Raw genomic sequence first — 22,794 nt, 5'->3', positions numbered from 1 at the left:
AATTAGTTTTTTATTGATTAAAATTTAATTTTTTATATAAGTTAATTTTTATTAACTTATATAGATAAATATTATGTCCTGCTCATCTAGCCATAATACTGTCAAATTACCTAAAATAGAATATTATGAGAATATTTCTTTAAATAAAAACTGTCCTGTAAATAGTGAAATAGTTCTAGTAGGCGGTTGTTTTGATTTATTACATTACGGTCATATAGAATTTCTACGCAAAGCTAAAAAACACGGTAAATACTTAATCGTTCCTTTAGAGCCGGATGAAACAATTATTAAATATAAAAACCGTCAACCTATCCATAATCAATTACAACGAGCAAAAATTTTAAGTTCTTTCACATTTGTTGATAAAGTACTTATATTACCTAAACTAAAAGATTTTAATGATTATGCTCGGTTAGTGCAAAATATTTGTCCTTCTGTAATCGCCGTAACAAAGCACGATCCTCAGTTAATAAATAAATTCAAGCAAAATTAAGAAATGCGAAAGTAATAGAAGTTATTGACTGACTGCAACATCCTAATATAGGTACACTTTCTAGCTCAACTTTCTAGCTCAAATATTATTAAAAATATGTAGTTTTTACAAAAATTTATCGATTTTTACTTTAATAAAACTGTATATCCATTTATATTAAATGTAAATAACTTTATATGTGCTATGAAAAATATTATTAGACATCTTTCCAAACCAGCTTATAGAGAGGAATTTAAAGAAGACACTTCCCCTCGAATCGCAGAGTACAAAAGCGTAAGTGAGGATTCGAGTACCGGATTGGCGTATACATTACCTCCAAAAGCAAAATTTGGAAAAATGTCTATTGCTTTAATTTGTTTTTTGATTGTTAGCAGTAATTGCTTTGCTTCCGAGCCGTTACCTTGGCAAGTAACGTTCCAGCCGCCGGCAAGCCCGATTATGGAGGAATTACATCATTTTCATAATTTTCTGCTTTATATCTCAACAGCTATTGTTTTATTTGTTGCCGGATTACTTGGCTTTGTATGCATCAGATTTAATGCAAAAAATAATCCCGTACCGGCAAAATTTTCACATAATGTTTTAATAGAAATAATTTGGACTGTAATACCTATAATAATTTTAGTTATTATTGCAGTGCCGTCTTTTAAAATATTGCGTCATGCCGAAAAAATACCCGAAACGGATTTAACTATTAAAGTAGTAGGTTATCAATGGTATTGGCATTATATATATCCTGATCATGATAATTTAGAATTTGATAGCGTAATGATCTCTGATGAGAATTTAAAACCTAACCACAAAAGATTATTAGACGTTGATAATCGAATTGTTATCCCTGAAAATGCTACCGTAAGGTTTCTCATTACCGCAGGTGACGTAATACATAGTTTTGCCGTTCCATCACTTGGATTTAAAATAGACGCAGTCCCCAGGCAGAATAAACGAAACCTGGACAAGAGTGGCTAAAAAAGGCGTATATTACGGACAATGCTCCGAACTATGCGGCATCCATCACGGCTTCATGCCGATTGCTATAGAAGTAGTACGTAAAGAGGATTTCGACAATTGGATTGCAAGCAAGAATAAGACTGCTATGAATGGCAAGAAGCCAAAATTGGTAGCTAACTAATTATATTTAGAAGTTCTATGGAAAATTATAATACAAAAATATCTGAACTAGATAAATTACTAAACGATATAACCGATTCTAATCGACATCAAGAAATTATTAAGTAGTAATGATTCAGCAGGTAAAGAAGCATGGTAATTTATAACGCAAGTATTTTATAAACTAAAACTATTACTTTAAATTTTTTAATATATGACCAACCACAATAACCCTTATCCCCATCTTTTTCCTAAACAAGCAAAAGAAACGATATTTTTAAAACATTTTATCCATAATCTAAATATAATAGTCGGAGGTTACACTTATTACAATGACGCTAATCACCCTGAGAAATTTGAATATGAAAATGTTAGAGGAGCTTATTTTGTTAAATTGATTATAGGAAAATTTTGTGCTATTGCTATGGGTACTAGTATAGTATTGTTGTCGGTAATCCTACAAAGATATAGATTTCCTGATGAGATAGTTGAGCAATTACTTGAAATTCAATGGTGGGATTGGGATTATGATAAAATCACTCGGAATATTCCGGCAATTGTTGGAGCAGATATCGAACAATTAAAACAGGCAGAATAATAATTATGGATATAACTACTACCGAAATTTATCACGATGGCCACCACACCCCACACGGTTGGAGGCGATGGCTTTTTTCTACCAATCACAAAGATATCGGCATTATGTATATCATATTTGCCGTTTTTGCCGGAATTGCCGGAGGTTTGTTTTCACTGCTTTTTAGGTTAGAGCTTGCAATGCCCGGCGGCACTTTCTTAAATCATGATTTCCAGCTATATAATGTGCTTATCACAGCACATGCGGTTATTATGGTATTCTTTATGATTATGCCGGCTTTGTTCGGTGGCTTTGGTAACTATTTCGTACCTCTGTTAATAGGAGCTCCCGATATGGCATTTCCACGCCTTAACAATATCAGTTTTTGGCTACTAGTGCCTGCTTTTCTTTTACTTATGGGATCAGCTTTTGTTGACGGTGGGCCAGGAACGGGCTGGACGCTCTACCCTCCTTTAAGTAATTTAAGCGGTCACCCCGGTGCAGCCGTTGATATGGCTATTTTCAGTTTACATTTAACCGGTCTATCGTCAATCCTTGGATCAATTAACTTAATCGTTACTATCTTTAATATGAGAGCTCCGGGAATGGGCCTTTTCAAGATGCCGTTATTCGTTTGGTCTATTTTAGTTACCGCATTTCTAATAATTCTTGCGATGCCGGTACTTGGTGGAGCTATTACTATGCTACTTACAGATCGTAATTTTGGAACTACTTTCTTTAAGCCTGACGGCGGCGGTGATCCTGTATTATTTCAGCATCTATTTTGGTTCTTCGGTCATCCTGAAGTATATATCGTAATACTTCCAGGCTTTGGTATAATAAGTCAAGTTATTTCAACTTTTTCACGCAAACCTATATTCGGCTATCAAGGTATGATCGGGGCTATGGTGATCATAGGCTTTGTTGGATTTATCGTATGGGCTCACCATATGTTTACTGTTGGGCTTTCTTATAATGCACTTATATATTTCACTGCCGGAACGATGATTATAGCAGTTCCGACGGGTATTAAAATATTTAGCTGGATAGCGACTATGTGGGGTGGTTCGATTACATTCCCAACTCCTATGCTATTTTCGATAGGATTTATTATATTATTCACGATCGGCGGCGTAACCGGCATAATCCTATCAAATTCGGCACTTGATAGAGTTCTGCACGATACATATTATGTTGTTGCACATTTCCATTATACGATGTCGCTCGGCGCTTTATTTACGGCATTTGCAGGCTTTTATTATTGGTTTGGCAAAATATCTGGTAAACAATATCCGGACATTTTAGGCAAAATTCATTTTTGGATTACCTTTATAGGCGTTAACTTAACTTTCTTCCCGCAGCATTTCTTAGGTCTTGCGGGCATGCCAAGAAGAATACCGGACTACCCTGAAGCTTTTGCCGGCTGGAATATGGTTTCGTCGATAGGAGCAGGTATTTCTATGTTTGCTGCCCTTTATTTTGTATTTATCGTTTTCTATACGCTAAAATACGGCAAAGATTGTCCAAACAATCCTTGGGGAGAAGGAGCAGACACATTAGAGTGGACACTTACCTCACCACCACCGTTCCATACTTTTGAAACACCACCGCATATTGAGGGGTAATAGTGGCTTTGCTGCGTGGATGCCAAGTCATCATCATTGCGAGGAGTTGCGTTAGCAACGACGCGGCAATCTCATAAGATAATATAAAAAAAACTCCTGAGATTGCCACGTCAGCATAAATGCTGGCTTGCAATGATAGGACCTTTATGAACTGTCCGGTACTATGAAGAATGACATAGCTGACAGAAAAATAATAAAATGTATAAAAAACCGATATTAGGTGTTACACCTGATTTAGCTCAAAATTGTGAAAAATATACTTACGCTGCTTTTCCATGGTACGCCTTGCGAAGAAACTATACCGATGCGATTATTGCAGCCGGCGGTGTACCGCTATTATTACCTTATCAAAGTGATACAATAAATCAGCTTATGGAACTTGTTGATGGTGTTGTAATGCCAGGCGGTGATGAGGACATACATCCTAAATTTTATGAGCCGGAATACGCCGAAGATATAGTAGTTTCCAATGAAGAACGTGATAATTTTGAGATATTAGTTTTAAAGAAAGCATTAGAGAGAGATATTCCGGTTTTAGGAATATGCCGAGGTATGCAGTTATTAAACGTTATTTTTAAGGGTACGCTTATTAAACATATTCCTGATTATATTGAAACTGTAATTAATCATACACAACCTTCGCCTAAAAACATCGTTTCGCATACAATTAATATAGAAGCAAATACTAAACTTGCTAAAATAGCTAATAATCAGCTACAAACTATGGTTAATTCGACTCATCACCAGGCTGCTAAACAACTTGGTAATGATCTTATCGTATCTGCAACAGCAGAAGATGGTATAATTGAAGCCATTGAATCAACGAAACATAAATTTGTTATCGGCGTTCAATGGCATCCTGAATATCTTAACGATAATGGAGTAGATTTAGAATTATTTAAAGAATTCGTAAAAGTTAGTAAGTAAATATTAGTTTTTAACATCATTAGATGAACATATTACAAACGCTTTATTATATTCATATCCAAGCGGCCAACAACATACGGAATTTTTAGAGCATTCATATACGAAAGTAGAACCTCTACCATTGCCTTCTAGTTGATACTGACCATAAATTACAGGTCCACATTGTTCTTGCCAAGCAATTGAATATTTTACCCAATTATCTTGCACATCCCATTGTTGTAAACAGCCGCTAATAATACAATTCATTTCAGTCACAAATAGTTTAACCAATTTTTGTATTACCAAATCTTCTTGTTGTTCTACTTGTATATTATCACAATAAGCTATATGTGAGTTTAAATTATTAGCATAAGCTCGTGATATTATAGAGACTATAATAGTAAATAATATAATAAAAATTTTCATATGATACCTTATTTATTAAATTTAAATTAATATATTTAAAAATACTTAATAAGAAACTAATAATCAAATATTATTTATTGTACTATATTATCATTTTAAATAAGATTTCGGACCTTTGATCTGCTATATTATCGTCAAAAACATTATTTATGACTGCTGATTATTCTTTTTTGAAAAGTTTTGCTGAGTATATCATTGATAAATTAGGTAAAGATATAAAAGTTCAAATAATATTGCCTAATAATTTCTCATGCCTAGAATTAAAGAAGATTTTAACCGATAAATATAAAATTAAATTACCTATCATTATTCCTTTTAATTCTCTTATTTCAAAAAAAATCGATTCGGATTATATATCTAAAATAGAAGAATTACTTATTTTATCATCAATTATCACCGAATATAAAGAATTACCTTTGAATAAAAATGAATCATTAAAAGCTGCAGAACTTTTAAGAAAATTGTTTAATGATCTTATAATCAATAATATCGATATAAAATTAATTGAAGTCTATAACAATTCTAACTATTGGCAAAAGATTTATAAATTTCTAGAATATTGCTTTTTAAGATGGCAAGAAGAAATATCGTTTACTCAAAAACAAACTAAAGCAGTTTATAAATTAAAGCTATTACAAGAAGAAATAATAAAAATAAAAACAGGACATAAGCAGGTAATACTCGCCGGAATATTCAAGCCTAATGTTTTTTTTAAAAGATTTGAAGAAGAATTAAAGGATTACATAATTCACTATAATCCTGCCTCCAAGCAGATTAGCAATGGTATATCTTATTATGAACCTAATGACATTTATGAAGAAACTAAACAAATATCTTATATATGTAGCCGTAATAAAGACAGACGGATTGCAATCGTTACAAATAATAATAAGCTTAAAAGAGTATATTGTAATTTTTTAGACAAATATGAAGATCTACTAGGTAATGACTTAAGGCTTACTAATATAGGTGAATTACTAACGTCCATTATTAACATATTATGTAATAATTTTGATTTAAAACTTCTATTTTTATTACTTAAAAATCCTTTAATTAACTGCCCTACTGTGCAGCAGTTAGAGTTAATGCTATCTAATAAAAACCGTTTTATATCCTCACCGAAATATTTATTGCAATTACAATTTGATAATGAGGATATAAGAGAGTATTGCCGTAACTTAATAGATATTTTATTTACCGATACTCCACACAATATACAAGCTATTCTAACCTTAACTAAAGAAATAACTGAAAAACTTTTGCCTACTATTTGGGAAAAAGAAGGAGGAGCAGAACTACTTGAGTTTTTAACAAATTTAACTGCATATAGTAAATATATAAATTCAACAGATAAAAAGGATTTTCCTAAAATTTTTTCTTTTTTACTTTCTAATATCAAATATTACAAAAATACCGACGCTGCTAGTATTATTATAGGACGGCCTGAAGATTTAGCATTATGTGAATTTGACTTAATTATATTACCGCATTTTAATAATGAAAACTGGACACTTAGTGCTAAAGCTCACCCATGGCTTAGCAAGAAAGCATTGCAGATACTAAATATAGATTACGATGAAATTGCCCCTACTCTATATTCAGATTACTTCAATTTATTTCTACAAAATAAGCAAATAGTTATACTGAATGCTAAAAAATATGATGGGAAACTGTCAGTACCGAGTAATTTATTTTTGAAGCTAGAAAAAGGTTCTGTGTCACCCCGTGACTTGATCACGGGGTCCAGTAATTATATGGATACCGTGGTCAAGCCACGGTATGACAAGAGTATTGAGATCCACAGCCCCTCTTTCCCAACCACCTTATCAGTAACCGAAATAGAAACATTAATAAGAAACCCATACGGTTTTTATGCTAAGAAAATTCTTGGACTACGTAAAAAAGATCATATATGGGAAGAACCTAAAATATCGGATTTCGGTAATTTGATTCATAAAGTTTTAGAGGAATATTCTAAAAATTACGACAAACAATATATTAATTTAAATTTGCTTGATAAACAAAATGCTTTAATAAATATCGGTAATCATATTTTATATAGCACTATTTTACCAAGCTACACAAAAAAAACTTGGCAAATAAAACTCACGGCTTTCAGCAAAGCTTTTATTTTATTTGATATAGAACGCCGAAAAAACTGCAAAGAAATCTATTTTGAAACTAAAGGGGAGTTACGGCTAAATATTGTAGGTCAAGATATAAAAATAATCGGTATAGCTGACCGAATTGAAATAAGTAAATCCAACAATATCACTATACTAGATTATAAGACCGGTACTATTCCGACTAAGAAAGAAATAGAGCTTGGACTCTCTCCGCAACTTATCATAGAAAGTTTGATGTTACTAGAAAACGGATTTACGAAATGTAATTCTCTATCCCTTTTATGTCATTCCCAGCCCCTTTTGTGTTATTCCCGCGAAAGCAGGAATCCAGTTATAAATAACAATATTACTATCGCCTACGTAAAAATAACTAGTACCGAACCTTATGTGCACACAACGGAAATAGCTTTAAGCATCGAGACTTTAAATAGACATAAAGCAGGCTTAGTAAAATTACTTGAACATTATATTACAAATAAATTCTTTTCTTATGATTTGAATTTATCAAAGTATACTGATTATTTGCATTTGAGTCGATAGGCTAATTATGTCATTCCCGCGTAGGCAGGAATCCAGTACTTTAAAACTTTTTTTAAAGCTCGATTTATCTCGCTTTACCCTAGGATTCCCGCCTACGCGGGAATATGGCATAAACAAACCATGCAACAAGGCTTTCAGTTGCTCGCAATGACGGCTTAGCAACTGCTCACAATAGTGCTTACAACCCCATCACTAACTTAAATTCTTTACTTTTAATAATCTTACTATTCGTATTATAAATAATCGGATCGTTAATTTTTTCATGACCGAATCTATTTGTTTTAAATACCGGTATATCTAAACTATCTGCAAAATTACGAAGCACTAACATTGTGGCATCAAGATCTTTACCAAATGAACCAAATATTATAGCCTTAACATCCTCAAGTAACCTTGCTTGCTTTAAGTGTAAAAGCTCACGCTCTAATCTAAAAGGAACTACATTCACATCTTCTAAAAAAAGAATTTTGCCCTTAGTCTTTATTTGCCAACTCGTTCCTATACTAGTCTGCACCATAGTTAAGTTACCGCCTGTTAGTTTGCCATTAACAAGATCACTTGATTTTGCTATATCGTTAAGAGGCACTAAATTATCTATAGTAACCTGCTTTACTTTACCTTTTAATATTTCAGCAAGCTTGGTAAAATTACCTTGATCTTGTTCCGGCTTTAAGAGATCGGCTATATTACTGCCGTGAATAGTTTTCCAGCCCCATTCTTGTGATAGAAAAAGATGTAACGCTGTTATATCGCTATATCCTATAAAGAATTTCTCTTTATTTGGTTTTGATAGCTTTAGTAAATCGGGAATTATTCTCGCAGAGCCGTAACCACCTCGTAAACTCCATACTATATTATCAGACTCATCAAATAATGCATCCCGCAGGCAATTAAATCTTACTTCATCGCTACTTGCAAGAAAGGGTAGCTTACCTTTAGCAAAACACTTAGAAGAAATTTGTAAATTTAGTCCATTAATATTTTTTAAATCCGACAAGGTTTTATTATCCGCTCCTGTTGCCGGAGCAACAACAGTAATAGAGATATTTTTTAGACTATGACCAACAGAAAAAGTTGATATTGAAAAAAATAATATTATTAGTAAAGATATATTTTTAAGAATCATGAATATAATTGATAGGTATTGTTGAACAGGTAAACCTACTATGTCATGCCGTGGCGCTTGACCACGGCATCCAGTCTTTATTTTATTTTTTCTAGATACCGTGGACAAGCCACGCTATGACAGAGGCAAGCACTGGATTCCCATTTTAGCTAGGGACAGACATGACATAGAAAATGCGAATAACCTATAAGAAGCTATTCTAAAGCAGCAGCATCACCGGCAATCTCTACTGCTTTAGCCTTGATTTGGTCAATAGTAAGGCCACTATATTCTACAGACCCACCTAATACAGTATCGTCCTGACCAAAAAAATTAATGTTCTTAACAACAGTTGCTTTATCTATATTACCTTTCCTCATATCATATACAAGCTTTAATGCTTCTTTTTGTGCTGGTAGTTCATGAGTATTAGATAGTGCTAAAGTCTTTACTTTTGCTCCAAGTTTATTCGCCGAAGCCTCTGATATTTCATCATCTTCAGATTTATCAGTTGAATTTTCGCTTATTCTAAGGTTTTCTATTATAGGTTCAACAAGCTTTGTCCATAGCTGGTCAGTTGAACTACAATCACAATCGGCTAGATATTGTCTACCTTCTTCTCCAGTTTTTACAGCATTATCAACAAACTCTTTAACTATCCACTTATTGTCAAATTTGTTATAAGCAGCTTCTATGAATAGTTCTAAATGATTAGAACCTAAATCTAAGAATTTTTGTTTAAGGTCCACAGGGATATGACTTTTTGTATCTAGCCATGTTTGCATTCCTGATAATATTTCTGACATTACCTTATTAGTGTCTTGTATCGGTACAGTAATATTATTACTCTTAATAGTAACCTCAAGTACATTTTTAGTACTAGCATCCAAGTTAGATACTAAGTTTTCATACTGGGCTGGGTTACTTTGAGCTTCTTTTAAAATGCTTACTATTTTCTTAAATCTTGGTACTATTTCTGAATGACTACCCATAATGCTTGTCATCCAATCCCATTTAAAATATTCAAAACCGCCGGTAGCATGATTTGGAACTGCAACATGTGCAAATTTATGGTCATATCTAATGCCGATTACATTAAGATCGTCTTTATATTTCTTTACTTGAATATCGTTATCATTGCGCTGTTTTTAAAGTGTTGCTCTAATTTTTTCATATTCTCCTCCTTAATTCATAGTTTTTAATTAGTGTCGATATTATACTTACATATTACTATATGTCAAAATAAAACACTAATAGAAATTAACTTTTTGCTATATCACAAGCATGTAAGTCATGCTTAAAGTACAAACTACTATTCTTATTTAAGATTACCCGATAAATCTGAACATTTTCAAGTACTCTTTGAACGTAATCTCTTGTTTCTCGATAAGGTATAAGTTCTATCCAGTCAATAACTTTTCTTGTATCTTTTATATCCCTTGGATCACCAAACCTATCTATCCATTTTACTACATTATGACTTCCGGCATTGTAAGAAGCAATGGATAGAATATAAGAACCTTTATGATTATCTAATAATTTTTTGAAATAATGCGCACCAAGTTTAATATTATATACCGGATTTCTAGTTAAGTCTGCTACATTACATTTAACATTTATGGATCTTGCGGTATCACAAGCAGTACCTTTAATAAGTTGCATGAGCCCCATAGCATTTGCATAACTTACTGCTTTATGATCAAAAACCGATTCTTGTCTAATTATTCCATAAGTTAAATGAGGTGGGATAGGCAAACCTACTAGATTATAAGGCGTTGGAAAAGCACAATCCAGAATAAAAGCATTATTTTGGGCAGCAATTTTTGCCACCTCAACCATATGATTAGTATTATTATTGGCTTTAATAATATTCGCAATTATTTGAATTTCTGCAGAATTTTTAGTATTTTTCATTGCTGCTTTGGAATATATCAGGGCTAAGTAGTTTTTATTATATTTAACCAATAACCTTATTGCTTTAATAATCTCTTTATTTTCTATAATTTTCCTTTCTTCAGAAGTTATTACGGGAATAGGAGGTAAAACTAACTTTGTCCTATTTAATTCAATATTTGCTACCTGCCCATAAAAGGTAAAAGAATATTTAGCTGCCTGCTCGTAAAATTTTCTAGCCATTTGCTTATCGCCTTTTGCTGCATAAGTATGACCGAGCCAATAAAACCCACGTGCCAAACTAATCGGAGTCTTAACAACTTTAATAAACTTATTAAAATGTACTAATGCTTGATCAGGCTTTTTTAAAAAACTTAAAGAAAGCCAGCCCGCAAGCCACTCCTGCTCCCTTATAGTTTCAGGACAAGTAGCAAAAGGAAGCGTTGCCATTCTATAGCTATTAACAAAATCTTTGTACTCGATGAATTCACGAGCATAATAGGACTGAATACGACACCATTTAGCAAAATGTTTACGGTTATTTTTAGCTTTCTTAAATAAAGTAATAATTTCCTTTGTCGGCTTTTGCATTTTTTTAAAATCTAAATAACGATATAATAAACCGGAAGTATAGTATTTTTCAGGAACACTTTTAAAAAGCTTTTCAGCATTTGGCGATTTACCTATAATCGCAATTTGGACTTTAAAAGAATTACGGTAACCTTGCTCTACATATTTCAGGGATTGCTCAGCAGATCTAATATCATTTTTCCATAAATGTTCTTCTATTCGCTCTAAATGATCACTCGCAGTTAAATATTTATGCCACTTATTGTAATATGCATTTTCTTCTTCAGGAGTGAAATTGGCGTATACCCAAGCCTCTTTAATAATAGGTAGTAATATCTTCTGATCTTTGATTAAACCACTTGCAGCTGCTGCATAAAATTTATAACCTTTACCGGTAAGAGGAGAATGTTTACTAAACCAATCAACAATTACTTTTTTATTTGTATTATTATTTAGATATTCTTCTGCTCTTTCTTCAAGCAGCTTATTTTGAGGCCAATCCGGGTTATTGCATAAAAACCTTATTACATGTTCAAAACTATTATCTGAATATTTATTATCTAAATATTTCTGAGAAAGTACAATTTTTGTTAAAATTTTATTATTTACTTCTAAAGATAAATCTTCGGCTTGTGACCAATTTTTTTGATCGATATAGGTAAAAACTTGCTTAACATTATCTACAGCATCAGAATTAGCATTTACTTTCAAAGCTAATAACAACAATATAGAGGTTAACAATTTTATTGTGATTTTCATAAGTTTTATGATTTGTTGCGTGGATACCTAATAGTCATTACGAGCTACTAAAAGCGTTGTTACATGGCTCGTTAATGTCATTCCCGCGAAAGCAGGAACCCAGTAAAACCTATAAAAAACTTATTTTTTATAGGTTTATCTAATATGTAATTTTTGTATCAATATTAAGGTTATTTTTCTGGATTCCCGCCTACGCGGGAATGACATAGAGACCCACTAAACACCGGTAGAACCAAAGCCACCGCTACCACGCATCGTTTCCATAAGACTACTACTTTCTTCCCATAATATACGTTCGTACTTTGCGATTATCATCTGTGCAATTCGCATGCCTTTTTCTATAATAAAATCTTCTTTACCGAGATTAATAAGAATGACCTTTATTTCACCTCGATAATCTGCATCAATAGTACCGGGTGAATTAGCAACCGTGATACCGTGTTTAACGGCAAGACCCGAACGGGGTCTTATTTGGGCTTCAAACGAATCCGGTAGTGCTATAGCGATGCCTGTTGGAATTAGCTGTATTGCGGCTGCTTTTATTGTTATAGGTTGCTCGTTTGCGGCTATTAAATCCATCCCCGCACTATGCTCTGTAGCATATTCCGGCAAACCGCCGGAAAAATTTTCTAGTTTTTTAATTTTAACGTGTGTTAGTGTCATATTATTTCATATCAAATTTATCGTTAATAATTTTATTTTCTACCGCATCAATTAAAGAATTAGCAAGATTATCGGTTAATATCTTACTTCCCATGCCAAGTTTCTTTTTAAGCCAAGGTTGCTTAGCACACAGATATTGAAACTTAATATTATCACCGAATTTTTCTTTCATGACGCTATACATATCACCTATGCCATCAATTAAGCCGTAATCAAGCGCCGTTTGCCCTGCCCAAAATGCACCGTTAAATAAAATTTCGTCTTGCTGAGTTAACTTCCCTGCTCTTCTTGTTTTTACATATTCTATAAAATGTTCATAAACCTGCTTTTGCAAATCTTTGATAATTTTAAGATCATCTTTATTAATAGGTTTAAACGGATCCAATACTGATTTATTCTTGCCTTCCGTATAAACTCTTCTCTCTATCCCAAGTTTATTAATTGCTTCATGAAAACCGAATCCGCTTGATACTACTCCAATACTACCGATAACCGAACTCGGCAAAGCATATATCCGGTCACCGCTGCAAGCCAGCCAATATCCGCCTGAAGCCGCCATATCTTCAATAAAACTATAAATTTTTATTTTATTTTCTTCAGCGAGATCACGAATACGTGTTGCAATAAGTTCAGATTGTACCGGAGAACCGCCGGGAGAATTAATAATTAAACATAATGCTTTTAATTTCTTTATTTTAAAAGCTTTTTCTATTAGTGCATTTAATGATTCTAACGTAAGTCCCGATTGCATAGTACTTACTTTACCGATAACACCGCTAAGGCGTAAAACGGCAATCACCTCTTTAGAATTACCAAAAACCGAAGCAAATAATTGGTCTAATTTACTTATCTGTCGTTTGGTTATTATCTGATCAAATTCAGCATTCGCCATAGTTGATTTATTTACTTCATTCATTAATTTTACTCATTTTTAATTTAATATATTCGTTTCATTTGAAAAATTGGCTATGTTGTCTTATAAGACCTGTGGTACTCACCTATTAAGTATACGCTCTGCTCCTCGCCTTATAGACTCCTTGCTCTTTTCCAAATTACACTGCGTCTATTTACTTGGAGTTACTATAGAGCATCCTTTTTTATTGGCAGCAAAGGCTTAGCCGGTTTATTCAGAAGTTGCGCGTTATAACTATTTTTAGGTTCAGGATAATTGCCGGAAATGGCAGATAGAATAGTACCTCTAACTTTTTCGTCATACCAATTTGTATTGCCAACAAAGCTAGTTACTATTTTGCCGTTTGGGTCTATTAATATACTAGTCGGCAAACTAACAACCCATAAGGCTTTAAATAATTCATTTCTATAATCATGATAAAGCGGCAAATATCTTATTTGATAGCTTTTAAAATATTCTTTCACAACTTTTATGTCTTGATAATCTTCTGAAATCGGAATTACTGAAAAAGGTAATTTCCTAAAATCTTTTTGCAACATATCAAGGTCAGGCATTTCTTTGACACAAGGAGCACTCCAAGTAGCCCAAAACACTAACAATATAGTCTTTCCTTCAAACTGATCAAGAGAATATTGATTTTTTTCTTCATCAAAAAAAATTATATTATCAGGAACGCTTGAACCTCTTAAAAATGCTAATTTATCCTTAGGCTGCTCATAGAGCCTAGCATGAATTTTAGGAATAAAAATTATTATAGATAATAAAAATACTATAATATATATAAGATATTTATTATAATTTCTTAAGGTCATATAATAATTTATAGTAATGAAGACATTTTATTTATTCGTATTAGCACTTACATTATGTAGTTGTGGTATAAAAAAGCCTTTAGAAACACCGCAGAAAGAGGCACAACGTCATTGCGAGCAGTCGTAGACTGCGTGGCAATCTCGTCAAATATCCTGAGATTGCTTCGTCAAATTACTTCGTCATTTTCCTCGCAATGACGTACTGTATCAATACCTCTTAAGCGTCGTACCTTGCAAAACTAAGTCAACACAATAAGACGGCATATTTTCCTGCAGTTCGATCAATATCGGATTTACTTCACCGCACTCATTATCACACATATTTTGATCAGATAAGTCTAAGCGTGTTTCGAGAGTAGTAAGACTAGGATGCTCTATTCTTATATTTGCACTTCTCAAATAACGAGCAGATGTATAAGGCAACATACTAATAAAGTAATATTCTCCTTTATTATTAGTAGTAGCAATACCGGAACCGGTAAAACTTGAATCGCTTTTACTTGTAAATCTTCTTTTATCAACTCTAGTTTTTAAAGGTTCGTAAGGATATTTACCCCCGCTTCCTGCTTGCCATAAATAAACTGTAGCATCCGCAACCGGCACGCAATTTTGATCTAATACTTTTCCTTTAATTAATATCCTTTCACCGTAAAATTTTGATAATCTTCCTGTTTTACGTAATAAATTATTAGTAGTTTCAAAAACTTTCGGTTCATAATCATTAAATATATTTCTAGTAATTTTACAACGATTAAGCTTATTAGGGTAAGTTTTAAAAGCAGCAAATATGTTTAATGTCCATAAACATAAAAAACAAAATATAAATTTTTTCACTTTTCACCGCTATATTTATAAAATTCTGCATCTAAATTTAAATCAATTATTTTTATTAATCAAATTATTTTTATTCTCATTTGATTATTAAGTAATGGATTGTTATAGTACACTTTGTTATACTAAAAATATTATATATATGCAAAAATTTTTATCTTTAATAATTGTAATTCTAATACTTTACAATATAGTAAAGTTAAAAATATCTCCCGACAACAATAATCTTACAACTGTAGAGCAAACGGCTTCAAATAATTCATCTACCGATGAAAACCAAACTAGTATAAATAATGAACCTCCTATTTCATTAAACGGCAACTTATTTGAACGTACGGTTTCAAAAATAGTAATAAATGCTCTTAAAACCGAAGAAGGGAAAGCATTTTTTGAAAATATTTTACAACCGTTAAATGGACCTATCAATCCTAATGATTACACTATTGAAGTACGTAAGGATTTAGTAAAAACACTGTTCAAAATTAATACGCTCGGTAGCGGTAATATCGGTCCCGCTTCTTGCGGACATGTAGTTACCGTATTTTATCAAATATCAGATATGAACAATACTTTAATATCTGAAGATACTAAGACTTTTACTTTAGGCTCTGCTCCTGTAATGCTTGGCTTAGATAATGTAATAATCGGTATGATGGTAGGAGAAGCACGAGAAGCTATTATTCCGGCAAAATATGCTGTTAATAATAGTAATAATATTATCTTCGATGATGCTTATAATTATAAAGTTAATGTAATTTTAAAATCCATATTACCGCAAAATTTTGTTAAAAGTAATGAAGTTAAAATTTATGACGATGAGATAGCTTATCGTGTTCCTTTATTATGTGGTGAAAAAGTAAGCTTTAATGCTAAAATTACTCGCTTATCAAACGGTAAAATACTATATGATTCAAAAGCAACAGGACAACAAATAGATATGAAAATCGGCGATATTACATATCCTTTAATTTTTTCTTACGCCTTGCAAGGTAAAGTAACGATTGGAACACGCAGTGTTATTGCTGCAGGCAAAACATTTAAAACTTTAGGTTCTAACATAAATAAAATTATTTCTCATGAATCATTACCAACAAATGAATATCTTTTGCTTGAACTAGGAGACTTTAAACAAAATTAAATAAATATGAAACAAAATAAAATTCAAAGACAAAAAAATTATATTTTATTATCTATCCTTGTCATAATGATAATAATTGTATATCTTATAGCATTAATAAAAATTGCAGGATAAATTTTGTAATTATTAAAAATTTAAAACTCAAATTAAACGAGTATATAAGCATCTTACTTTAAACTTTAATTATAGTATGGAAATTATTAAAAAAAACAAAAATATTATTATATTAGCAGGTTTAATATTAGCAGGTTTAATATTTTTAGCAGTAATTATTTATATCTCTACAAGTAAGAGTTCCGATAATAAAACAAACAGTAATATATTAGAAGTAAAGATAGCTATACAAGATCATAAATTTGTTCCGAATATAGTTGAAGTACCAAAATCGACTAAGATAAGGTTAATTGTTCATAATGAAGATGATACTGTAGAAGAGTTTGAAAGTCATGATTTACATCGTGAAAAAATAGTTATGCCAAATGAGTCAATACATATTATACTTGCACCTCTCAAGTCCGGAAAATATGAATTTTTTGGAGATTTTCATCAAGATACGGCTCAGGGTTTTATAATTGTTAATGATTAGATAAAAAATATGTTTAAAATTGCTTTAGTAGTGTTTCGTGAATGTTTAGAAATATCCTTATTACTTGGTGTAATACTCGTCGTAACAAAACAAATAGAAAAATCTCGTCTTTATATTATTGCTGGAGTAATGCTTGGAGTAGTATTTGCTTCAATTTTTGCATTTTTTACACGTAAATTATCTTTATCTTTTGGCGGAATAGGCGACGAGTTATTCGATTCCGGAATTATGATACTAATAACAATTCTGATTAGCTGGACAATAATATGGATGCAAGGTTACGGTATAAAAGTAAAGCAACATATAAACGACTTATCAGTAAAAATTCATGAAGGTAATGCCAGTTATTTCATGTTGTTTTTTTTAGTTGCCACTACTATATTACGAGAAGGTGCAGAAATTATTATTTTAGTATATAGTATATCTTCAGTTGAAACAATATCAAGCAGTATTTACTTGCAAGGAGTGATAATAGGTGCTACAAGTGGCTTCTTACTTGGTTTAGTAATATATTTCGGTTTCATTAAGATTGCTAATCAAAAATATATTTTTAAAATCTCTACCATATTATTAATGCTAATAGCAGGTGGATTTGCAGCAAGTGCTGCAGGTATTTTAACCTCTTCCGGTCTAATTATGTTTTTATCCGATCAACTTTGGGATAGTTCATGGTTAGTAGCAGATAGAAGTATGATAGGTAAAATCTTACATATTGTTACCGGTTATATTGCAAGACCTAACGGGCTACAAGTACTGGCTTATTTTACTACTATATTACTGATAAATATTTTCATACAAATAAAATTAAGATATTCCAAAAATAACTTATAATATCAGTACAAAAAAATGAATCAAATTAATTTTATCAAAGAGAACAATTAAATTAAATATGTTAAAACTTTTATCAGAAATTGGTCCGGTAATAGCATTTTTTGCAGGCTTTTTTTATGGAGGCGGTATACAACACGCTACTCTTTATATGCTTATTACCTCTGTTATTTGTATTACCCTTTGTTATGTTATAGATAAGAAAGTATCCAAACTTTCTATTATTTCTACGACTGTTTTATTAGTTTCAGGAAGCATTACTTTAATTAGCGGCGATTCAATGTATATAAAAATCAAACCTACTATATTATATGTTATTTTTGGAATAATATTTCTCATGAGCGGTATAAGAAAAAATCCTTTTATCAAATATGCTTTAGAGAGTATAGTACGTCTTAAAGAAGAAAGTTGGATAACCTTAAGCTATAGAACAGCGGCTTTTTTCTTTTTTATGGCTGTAGTTAATGAAGTAGTTTGGCGTAATTGCTCAGATGAAACATGGGTAAAATTCAAAGTATTCGGTGTAATACCTATTACTTTTATATTTATTTTACTGCAATTACCTCTTTTATTAAAGAATAAATTACCGGATAGTAAGATATGATATATAATACCTTACTATTTTTACTTTATGTCATTACCGCATCGGTGTTATCTCTGTGAAAGCAGGGATAACACCGATGGCTTTTTTAAAATCGTAGGGTACTATTATTATGATATTACGAGTTCTAATTTTTATAACTCTTTCTTTTAGTCTATCTGCTTGTTTACCTGCTATTTTTACCGCAGCAACCACTACCGGTATTGTTGCTTCAAAAGATCAACCAATATCTGAAACATTAAATGATTCAAGGATTTCTGCCAGCATTAAAGCTGATTTAGTAAAAAATAATTTTAGAGATTTAGGTGCTAAAATAAAGATTGAAGTATCACAAGGAAGAGTATTATTAACAGGAAATATTCAAAAAGAATCTGATGCGTTAAAAGCCGTAGAAATTGCTTGGAATCAAAAAAGCGTAAAAGAAGTGATTAATGAGTTGAAAGTAACTAAAAACAGTAATCATTTTGACTTGGCCCAATATACTAAAGATAGTATGATAACCACGCAAATTAAAGCTAAAAATTTAGTCAGAAAAGATATTAAATTTGCTAATTATACTATTCTAACTATAGATAATATTGTTTATTTATTTGGAGTTGCAAGATCAGAAGAAGAGCTAGAAAAGCTTGCTTCTATTGCATCAAAAATAAAAGGTGTTGAAAAAGTTGTGTGTTACGCTAAAATAATGAATAACTTTAACACCAATAATGATAATAGTGAAGAATCATAAATTCGAATTAGACCTCTTGCAGAATGAAGCTAATAAAGAGAAATTTGAAGGAAACACGGCATGTAGTACTGCAGCATACACTTTAGTACGTGAGGATGCGAGTACCGGATTGACGTATACCGCAGATATTTCAAAAGTTGGAACTCAAATAAGTGGTGAGCCTGCACAGCGTATAAAAATACGTGAACACATGCGAATCCCGAAGTTTGACTTACCAAATCTTAAAGTATCAAAGGTATACAAATTACCTTTAGGAGCAAGTTATGCAAAGGGTTTATTACTTTTGTTAATTTTTTGTTTTGGTCTAAGCGGTTGTAATACCTCAAAAAGATTACCTTATTCCCACAAATATTCTTACAAAGAATTATCAAAAGATGATCCTCATAATCTAACTTATAAAGGACATTATAAAGTCGGTAAAAATTATAAAATAAAAGGAAAGACTTACAAACCTCACAACCCTAAATCTTTTACCGAAACAGGTTATGCCTCATGGTACGGTGGACTTAAAGACGGTTTTCACGGTAAAAAAACAGCTAATGGCGATAGATTTAATAGACATTTATTAACTGCTGCACATAAAACTCTTCCGCTCCCTTGCTTAGTTAAAGTTACCAACAAAGCCAATAATAAAGCAGTAATTTTAATGGTTAATGATAGAGGTCCTTTTAAGAAAAATCGTATAATAGATGTTTCTCAAAGAGCGGCTGAAATTTTAGCATTTAAAAATCAAGGTACAACTAAAGTAAAAATAGAATATTTACCTAATGAAACTGAGAAATTTCTAAAAAATATTAATCTAAAAAAACCACAAAGTAAAACTTTAGCTAAAAACTCTAAAAAATCTTCATCTAATAAAGTTACAAACAACAATAAATGTAGCGTTAATTGTCATATAAAACTTATAAATTTAAAGTATAAATTGGCAGTAACTCCCTTAAAAGATGCGTGAATATTAAATCGTCAATAGTCGTAGGCGTTGTTGGATGGCTCGATTTTTAACGTCATTGCGAGGAGCCACTTAAGTTTCGACGAAGCAATCTCAGGAGTTTTTGTATTACCTCATGAGATTGCCACGACCACTTGTGGTCTCACAATGATGATACATATCAACTACGTATATTCTTTTTCTTTATTATTTTTGATTTAGCTTTTGTAGTAGATTTATTATTAGAGGCAAGCTTGATTGAAGGTTTAGGGACTATAGGCTTAATATTAAAATGCTGATCTAATAGCCCCATCATCTTTTGATCACGAGATGCGGCACTTTTACCGCCTGTAACAATGGCAATCAATGATTTACCGTTCCTAGAAGCAGTAGTTACTAAATTATAACCTGCCGGTGTATGAAAACCTGTTTTCATCCCTTCTGCACCTTGATAATTTTTAGTAACCCTATTATGTCCGTTTACTACATTTCCACGAAATACAAAGCTGGTTTTAGCAAATAACGGATAAAATTTAGGATAATCTCTCTTCAAAGCCATAGCAAGTTTAGCCATATCTCTTGCGGTAGTTTGCTGCAATGGGTTATGCCAACCTGAAGCATTTTTAAAATAGGTATTCTTCATACCGAGCTGTTTAGCTTTAACATTCATTAAATGAGCAAAAGCTTTCTCTGAACCTTTCATGCCCTCAGCAACCGTTACAGCAGCATCATTAGCAGATTTTATAATTAATCCATTAATTGCCTCTCGAACGGTTATAGTTTCCCCTGCTTTTAAACCCAGCTTACACGGTGGCATTTTTGAAGCTTTTGCTGATACAAGTAATTTTTTATCTAAAGGTAACTTACCGGCTTCAATTGCTTCAAACATTAAGTATAGAGTCATTAGCTTAGTTAAAGAAGCAGGGTAAATCCGAATTTGTGAATTATGGGCCTGCAACACTTTACCGCTTTTTGCATCAATTACTAAACTAGTTTGAACAGGAGGTTTAGGGGTATTTTTTACGGTTTTTTTTGCTTCGCTTATAGGCGCAAAGAAAAATGTTACGACAAAAATATAAGGTAATAAAAATTTCCTAAACATTTTAAATAAATAAAATATTATTCAAATTAAACCAAGTGTGATTTTTCGTCATTGCGAGGACAAATTGAAAATTTTGACGAAGCAATCCAGTAAAAAATGCTATGCATTTTCTTATTATTTTCCTAGATTGTCACGCTTCCTACGGTCGCTCGCAATGACAATGAAAATAATACTTACTACACATTAACCTTTTTATTAAGATACATGAATATAAATAAAGCAGGCAAGGCTAAAATTATAGTAAAGAGGAAAAAACCGTCCCAGCCCATCATATTTACGAGTTTTCCAGCATAAATAGTGACAGTATTGTTACATAAACTACTAGCACTACTAAGTAAAGCATATTGTGTTGCGGAATATTTTTTATTACATAAATTACCTATATATCCGACTAAAGCAGTAGCACCCATAGCGGCAGCAAAATTCTCTATAGTAATAGCAATTAATAAAGCTTCAAAAGAAGGAGGCTGATGGTTAAGCCAAATAAATGCAAAATGCGTTAAGCTTTGGGCAATACCGGTAATAATCAAACCTTTAAAATTCCCCACCCTATACATTACAATACCACCGACAAAACCGCCGACTAAGGTTGCAATCAATCCATAAAGTTTAGCTATTATTGCTATTTCGCCTTTTGTATAACCAAGCTCTATATAAAAAGGTGAGGCAACCGCTCCAAGCATAGCATCACCTAATTTAAAAAATATTACCGCAAGTAAAATAGTTACAGCAAATTCTCTTTTGAAAAAATCCTTGAAAGGATCCATTACTGTAGAAATCCATGAAGTAATAGAAATAATATTAATGTTTTCTCTTACTAATTCTTTTTCGTTTACGGTTATTATAAATATCGTTGCAACGACAAATATTATAGCTATAACACAAAAAGTTAGTTGCCAATTATTTCCAGTTATTTCTGCAAGGTACAAAGCACCTGCCCCTGTAATAAGCATACCGATTCGATAACCGAATACAGCGGTTGCACTAGCTATGCTTTGTGTTTCTTGATCAAACTTATCTATACGCAACGCATCAACGGCAATATCAAACGTGCTAGATAAAAAGCCTAATAATATAGTCAAAAAATAGAAAGAAGTTAAAGAAACTTCAGGATTTTCCTTGCTCATAGCAATTAGTACTAAAGCCATTAAAGAGCTACATAATATAAGCCAGCTTTTGCGATGTCCCCACCTACTTAAAAAAGGTATTTTAAAATTATCGACTAGAGGCGACCAAAATACTTTTAACGAATATGATAACCTGGCAACCGCAAAAGTAGTAATAACGGCGATATCTATACCAGATTCTTTTAACCATACCGCAAGAGTAGAAAAAATTATAACCAGCGGCATACCGCTAACTATTCCTAAAATAAATATTTCAAATAATCGATAGTCTTTAAAAATCTTGGTAATGCGCATTGTGATATTTCATTAAATCGTCATTGCGAGGAGGGGCATAGTCCCAACGTGATGACAATCTAGGCAAATAATAAAAAAATGCTATGCATTTTTTACTGGATTGCTTCGTCA

At 32.1% G+C, this 22,794-nt stretch carries 19 protein-coding genes and 3 pseudogenes; 12 read left to right on the top strand and 10 right to left on the bottom strand.

The window, feature by feature from the left end; all coding sequences use genetic code 11:
- Positions 1 to 73 precede the first annotated feature (73 nt).
- The 5 genes and pseudogenes from ABVF33_RS03400 to ABVF33_RS03380 all read left to right on the top strand — a co-directional run bounded on the left by ABVF33_RS03400 (position 74) and on the right by ABVF33_RS03380 (position 4,732).
- The gene (locus tag ABVF33_RS03400; RefSeq protein WP_499706272.1) at positions 74 to 493 is read left to right on the top strand and encodes an adenylyltransferase/cytidyltransferase family protein; all 420 of its coding nucleotides are present in this window, start codon (positions 74 to 76) and stop codon (positions 491 to 493) included.
- A 183-nt stretch (positions 494 to 676) separates the two neighbouring features.
- Positions 677 to 1,625, top strand: a pseudogene (coxB, locus tag ABVF33_RS03395) (cytochrome c oxidase subunit II).
- 192 nt (positions 1,626 to 1,817) lie between these two features.
- A complete protein-coding gene (locus ABVF33_RS03390) occupies positions 1,818 to 2,201 on the top strand; it encodes an LbetaH domain-containing protein (RefSeq protein ID WP_499706271.1) in 384 nt (127 codons plus the stop codon).
- A 5-nt stretch (positions 2,202 to 2,206) separates the two neighbouring features.
- On the top strand, positions 2,207 to 3,805 hold the full coding sequence (gene ctaD / locus ABVF33_RS03385; protein ID WP_499706270.1) for a cytochrome c oxidase subunit I: 1,599 nt from the start codon (positions 2,207 to 2,209) through the stop codon (positions 3,803 to 3,805).
- A gap of 198 nt (positions 3,806 to 4,003) precedes the next feature.
- Entirely contained in the window at positions 4,004 to 4,732 is a 729-nt protein-coding gene (locus tag ABVF33_RS03380; protein ID WP_499706269.1) for a gamma-glutamyl-gamma-aminobutyrate hydrolase family protein, read from the top strand.
- Positions 4,733 to 4,735: 3 nt separating this feature from the next.
- On the opposite strand, the gene ABVF33_RS03375 is transcribed toward ABVF33_RS03380, so the two are convergent.
- The gene (locus tag ABVF33_RS03375; RefSeq protein ID WP_499706268.1) at positions 4,736 to 5,137 is read right to left on the bottom strand and encodes a hypothetical protein; all 402 of its coding nucleotides are present in this window, start codon (positions 5,135 to 5,137) and stop codon (positions 4,736 to 4,738) included.
- Positions 5,138 to 5,286: 149 nt separating this feature from the next.
- Here ABVF33_RS03375 and ABVF33_RS03370 point away from each other — a divergent pair, with 149 nt between their 5' ends.
- The gene (locus tag ABVF33_RS03370; RefSeq protein WP_499706267.1) at positions 5,287 to 7,803 is read left to right on the top strand and encodes a PD-(D/E)XK nuclease family protein; all 2,517 of its coding nucleotides are present in this window, start codon (positions 5,287 to 5,289) and stop codon (positions 7,801 to 7,803) included.
- A gap of 178 nt (positions 7,804 to 7,981) precedes the next feature.
- Here ABVF33_RS03370 and ABVF33_RS03365 read toward each other — a convergent pair whose 3' ends face one another.
- The 7 genes and pseudogenes from ABVF33_RS03365 to ABVF33_RS03335 form a co-directional block, all read right to left on the bottom strand.
- Entirely contained in the window at positions 7,982 to 8,929 is a 948-nt protein-coding gene (locus ABVF33_RS03365; protein ID WP_499706266.1) for an LD-carboxypeptidase, read from the bottom strand.
- 194 nt (positions 8,930 to 9,123) lie between these two features.
- Positions 9,124 to 10,082: pseudogene (srfF, locus tag ABVF33_RS03360) on the bottom strand (SrfF family effector protein).
- Between the two features lie 86 nt (positions 10,083 to 10,168).
- On the bottom strand, positions 10,169 to 12,130 hold the full coding sequence (locus ABVF33_RS03355) for a lytic transglycosylase domain-containing protein (protein ID WP_499706265.1): 1,962 nt from the start codon (positions 12,128 to 12,130) through the stop codon (positions 10,169 to 10,171).
- A 216-nt stretch (positions 12,131 to 12,346) separates the two neighbouring features.
- Positions 12,347 to 12,793 (bottom strand): dUTP diphosphatase, encoded by a 447-nt coding sequence (gene dut, locus ABVF33_RS03350; protein WP_499706264.1) that lies wholly within the window; start codon positions 12,791 to 12,793, stop codon positions 12,347 to 12,349.
- A 1-nt stretch (position 12,794) separates the two neighbouring features.
- Positions 12,795 to 13,709, bottom strand: a complete 915-nt coding sequence (locus ABVF33_RS03345; RefSeq protein ID WP_499706263.1) for a S49 family peptidase — start codon at positions 13,707 to 13,709, stop codon at positions 12,795 to 12,797.
- Positions 13,710 to 13,873: 164 nt separating this feature from the next.
- Positions 13,874 to 14,518, bottom strand: a complete 645-nt coding sequence (locus ABVF33_RS03340) for a TlpA disulfide reductase family protein (RefSeq protein ID WP_499706262.1) — start codon at positions 14,516 to 14,518, stop codon at positions 13,874 to 13,876.
- A gap of 207 nt (positions 14,519 to 14,725) precedes the next feature.
- On the bottom strand, positions 14,726 to 15,352 hold the full coding sequence (locus ABVF33_RS03335; RefSeq protein WP_499706261.1) for a dioxygenase family protein: 627 nt from the start codon (positions 15,350 to 15,352) through the stop codon (positions 14,726 to 14,728).
- A gap of 139 nt (positions 15,353 to 15,491) precedes the next feature.
- Here ABVF33_RS03335 and ABVF33_RS03330 point away from each other — a divergent pair, with 139 nt between their 5' ends.
- The 6 genes and pseudogenes from ABVF33_RS03330 to ABVF33_RS03305 all read left to right on the top strand — a co-directional run bounded on the left by ABVF33_RS03330 (position 15,492) and on the right by ABVF33_RS03305 (position 20,184).
- Positions 15,492 to 16,487, top strand: a complete 996-nt coding sequence (locus tag ABVF33_RS03330) for an FKBP-type peptidyl-prolyl cis-trans isomerase (RefSeq protein ID WP_499706260.1) — start codon at positions 15,492 to 15,494, stop codon at positions 16,485 to 16,487.
- A 190-nt stretch (positions 16,488 to 16,677) separates the two neighbouring features.
- Positions 16,678 to 17,073, top strand: a complete 396-nt coding sequence (locus tag ABVF33_RS03325) for a cupredoxin domain-containing protein (RefSeq protein WP_499706259.1) — start codon at positions 16,678 to 16,680, stop codon at positions 17,071 to 17,073.
- Between the two features lie 9 nt (positions 17,074 to 17,082).
- Positions 17,083 to 17,933 (top strand): annotated as a pseudogene (locus ABVF33_RS03320) (FTR1 family protein).
- A 29-nt stretch (positions 17,934 to 17,962) separates the two neighbouring features.
- Positions 17,963 to 18,505, top strand: coding sequence for a septation protein A (locus tag ABVF33_RS03315; protein ID WP_004995863.1), 543 nt, complete (start codon positions 17,963 to 17,965; stop codon positions 18,503 to 18,505).
- A 109-nt stretch (positions 18,506 to 18,614) separates the two neighbouring features.
- Complete coding sequence (locus ABVF33_RS03310) at positions 18,615 to 19,232, top strand: BON domain-containing protein (protein WP_499706258.1); 618 nt, start codon at positions 18,615 to 18,617, stop codon at positions 19,230 to 19,232.
- Positions 19,210 to 20,184, top strand: a complete 975-nt coding sequence (locus ABVF33_RS03305) for a septal ring lytic transglycosylase RlpA family protein (protein ID WP_499706257.1) — start codon at positions 19,210 to 19,212, stop codon at positions 20,182 to 20,184. The genes ABVF33_RS03310 and ABVF33_RS03305 overlap by 23 nt, the downstream gene beginning before the upstream one ends.
- A 157-nt stretch (positions 20,185 to 20,341) precedes the next feature.
- Here ABVF33_RS03305 and ABVF33_RS03300 read toward each other — a convergent pair whose 3' ends face one another.
- The gene (locus tag ABVF33_RS03300) at positions 20,342 to 21,262 is read right to left on the bottom strand and encodes a D-alanyl-D-alanine carboxypeptidase family protein (RefSeq protein WP_499706256.1); all 921 of its coding nucleotides are present in this window, start codon (positions 21,260 to 21,262) and stop codon (positions 20,342 to 20,344) included.
- A 176-nt stretch (positions 21,263 to 21,438) separates the two neighbouring features.
- Complete coding sequence (locus ABVF33_RS03295) at positions 21,439 to 22,683, bottom strand: AmpG family muropeptide MFS transporter (RefSeq protein WP_499706255.1); 1,245 nt, start codon at positions 22,681 to 22,683, stop codon at positions 21,439 to 21,441.
- Positions 22,684 to 22,794: the final 111 nt, after the last annotated feature.

This window comes from Candidatus Rickettsia barbarica (genome assembly GCF_041477405.1).
Taxonomy (GTDB): Bacteria; Pseudomonadota; Alphaproteobacteria; order Rickettsiales; family Rickettsiaceae; genus Rickettsia; species Rickettsia rickettsii.
Note: the sequence above shows the minus strand (reverse complement) of the source record. Positions and strands in the feature narration are given on the sequence as shown.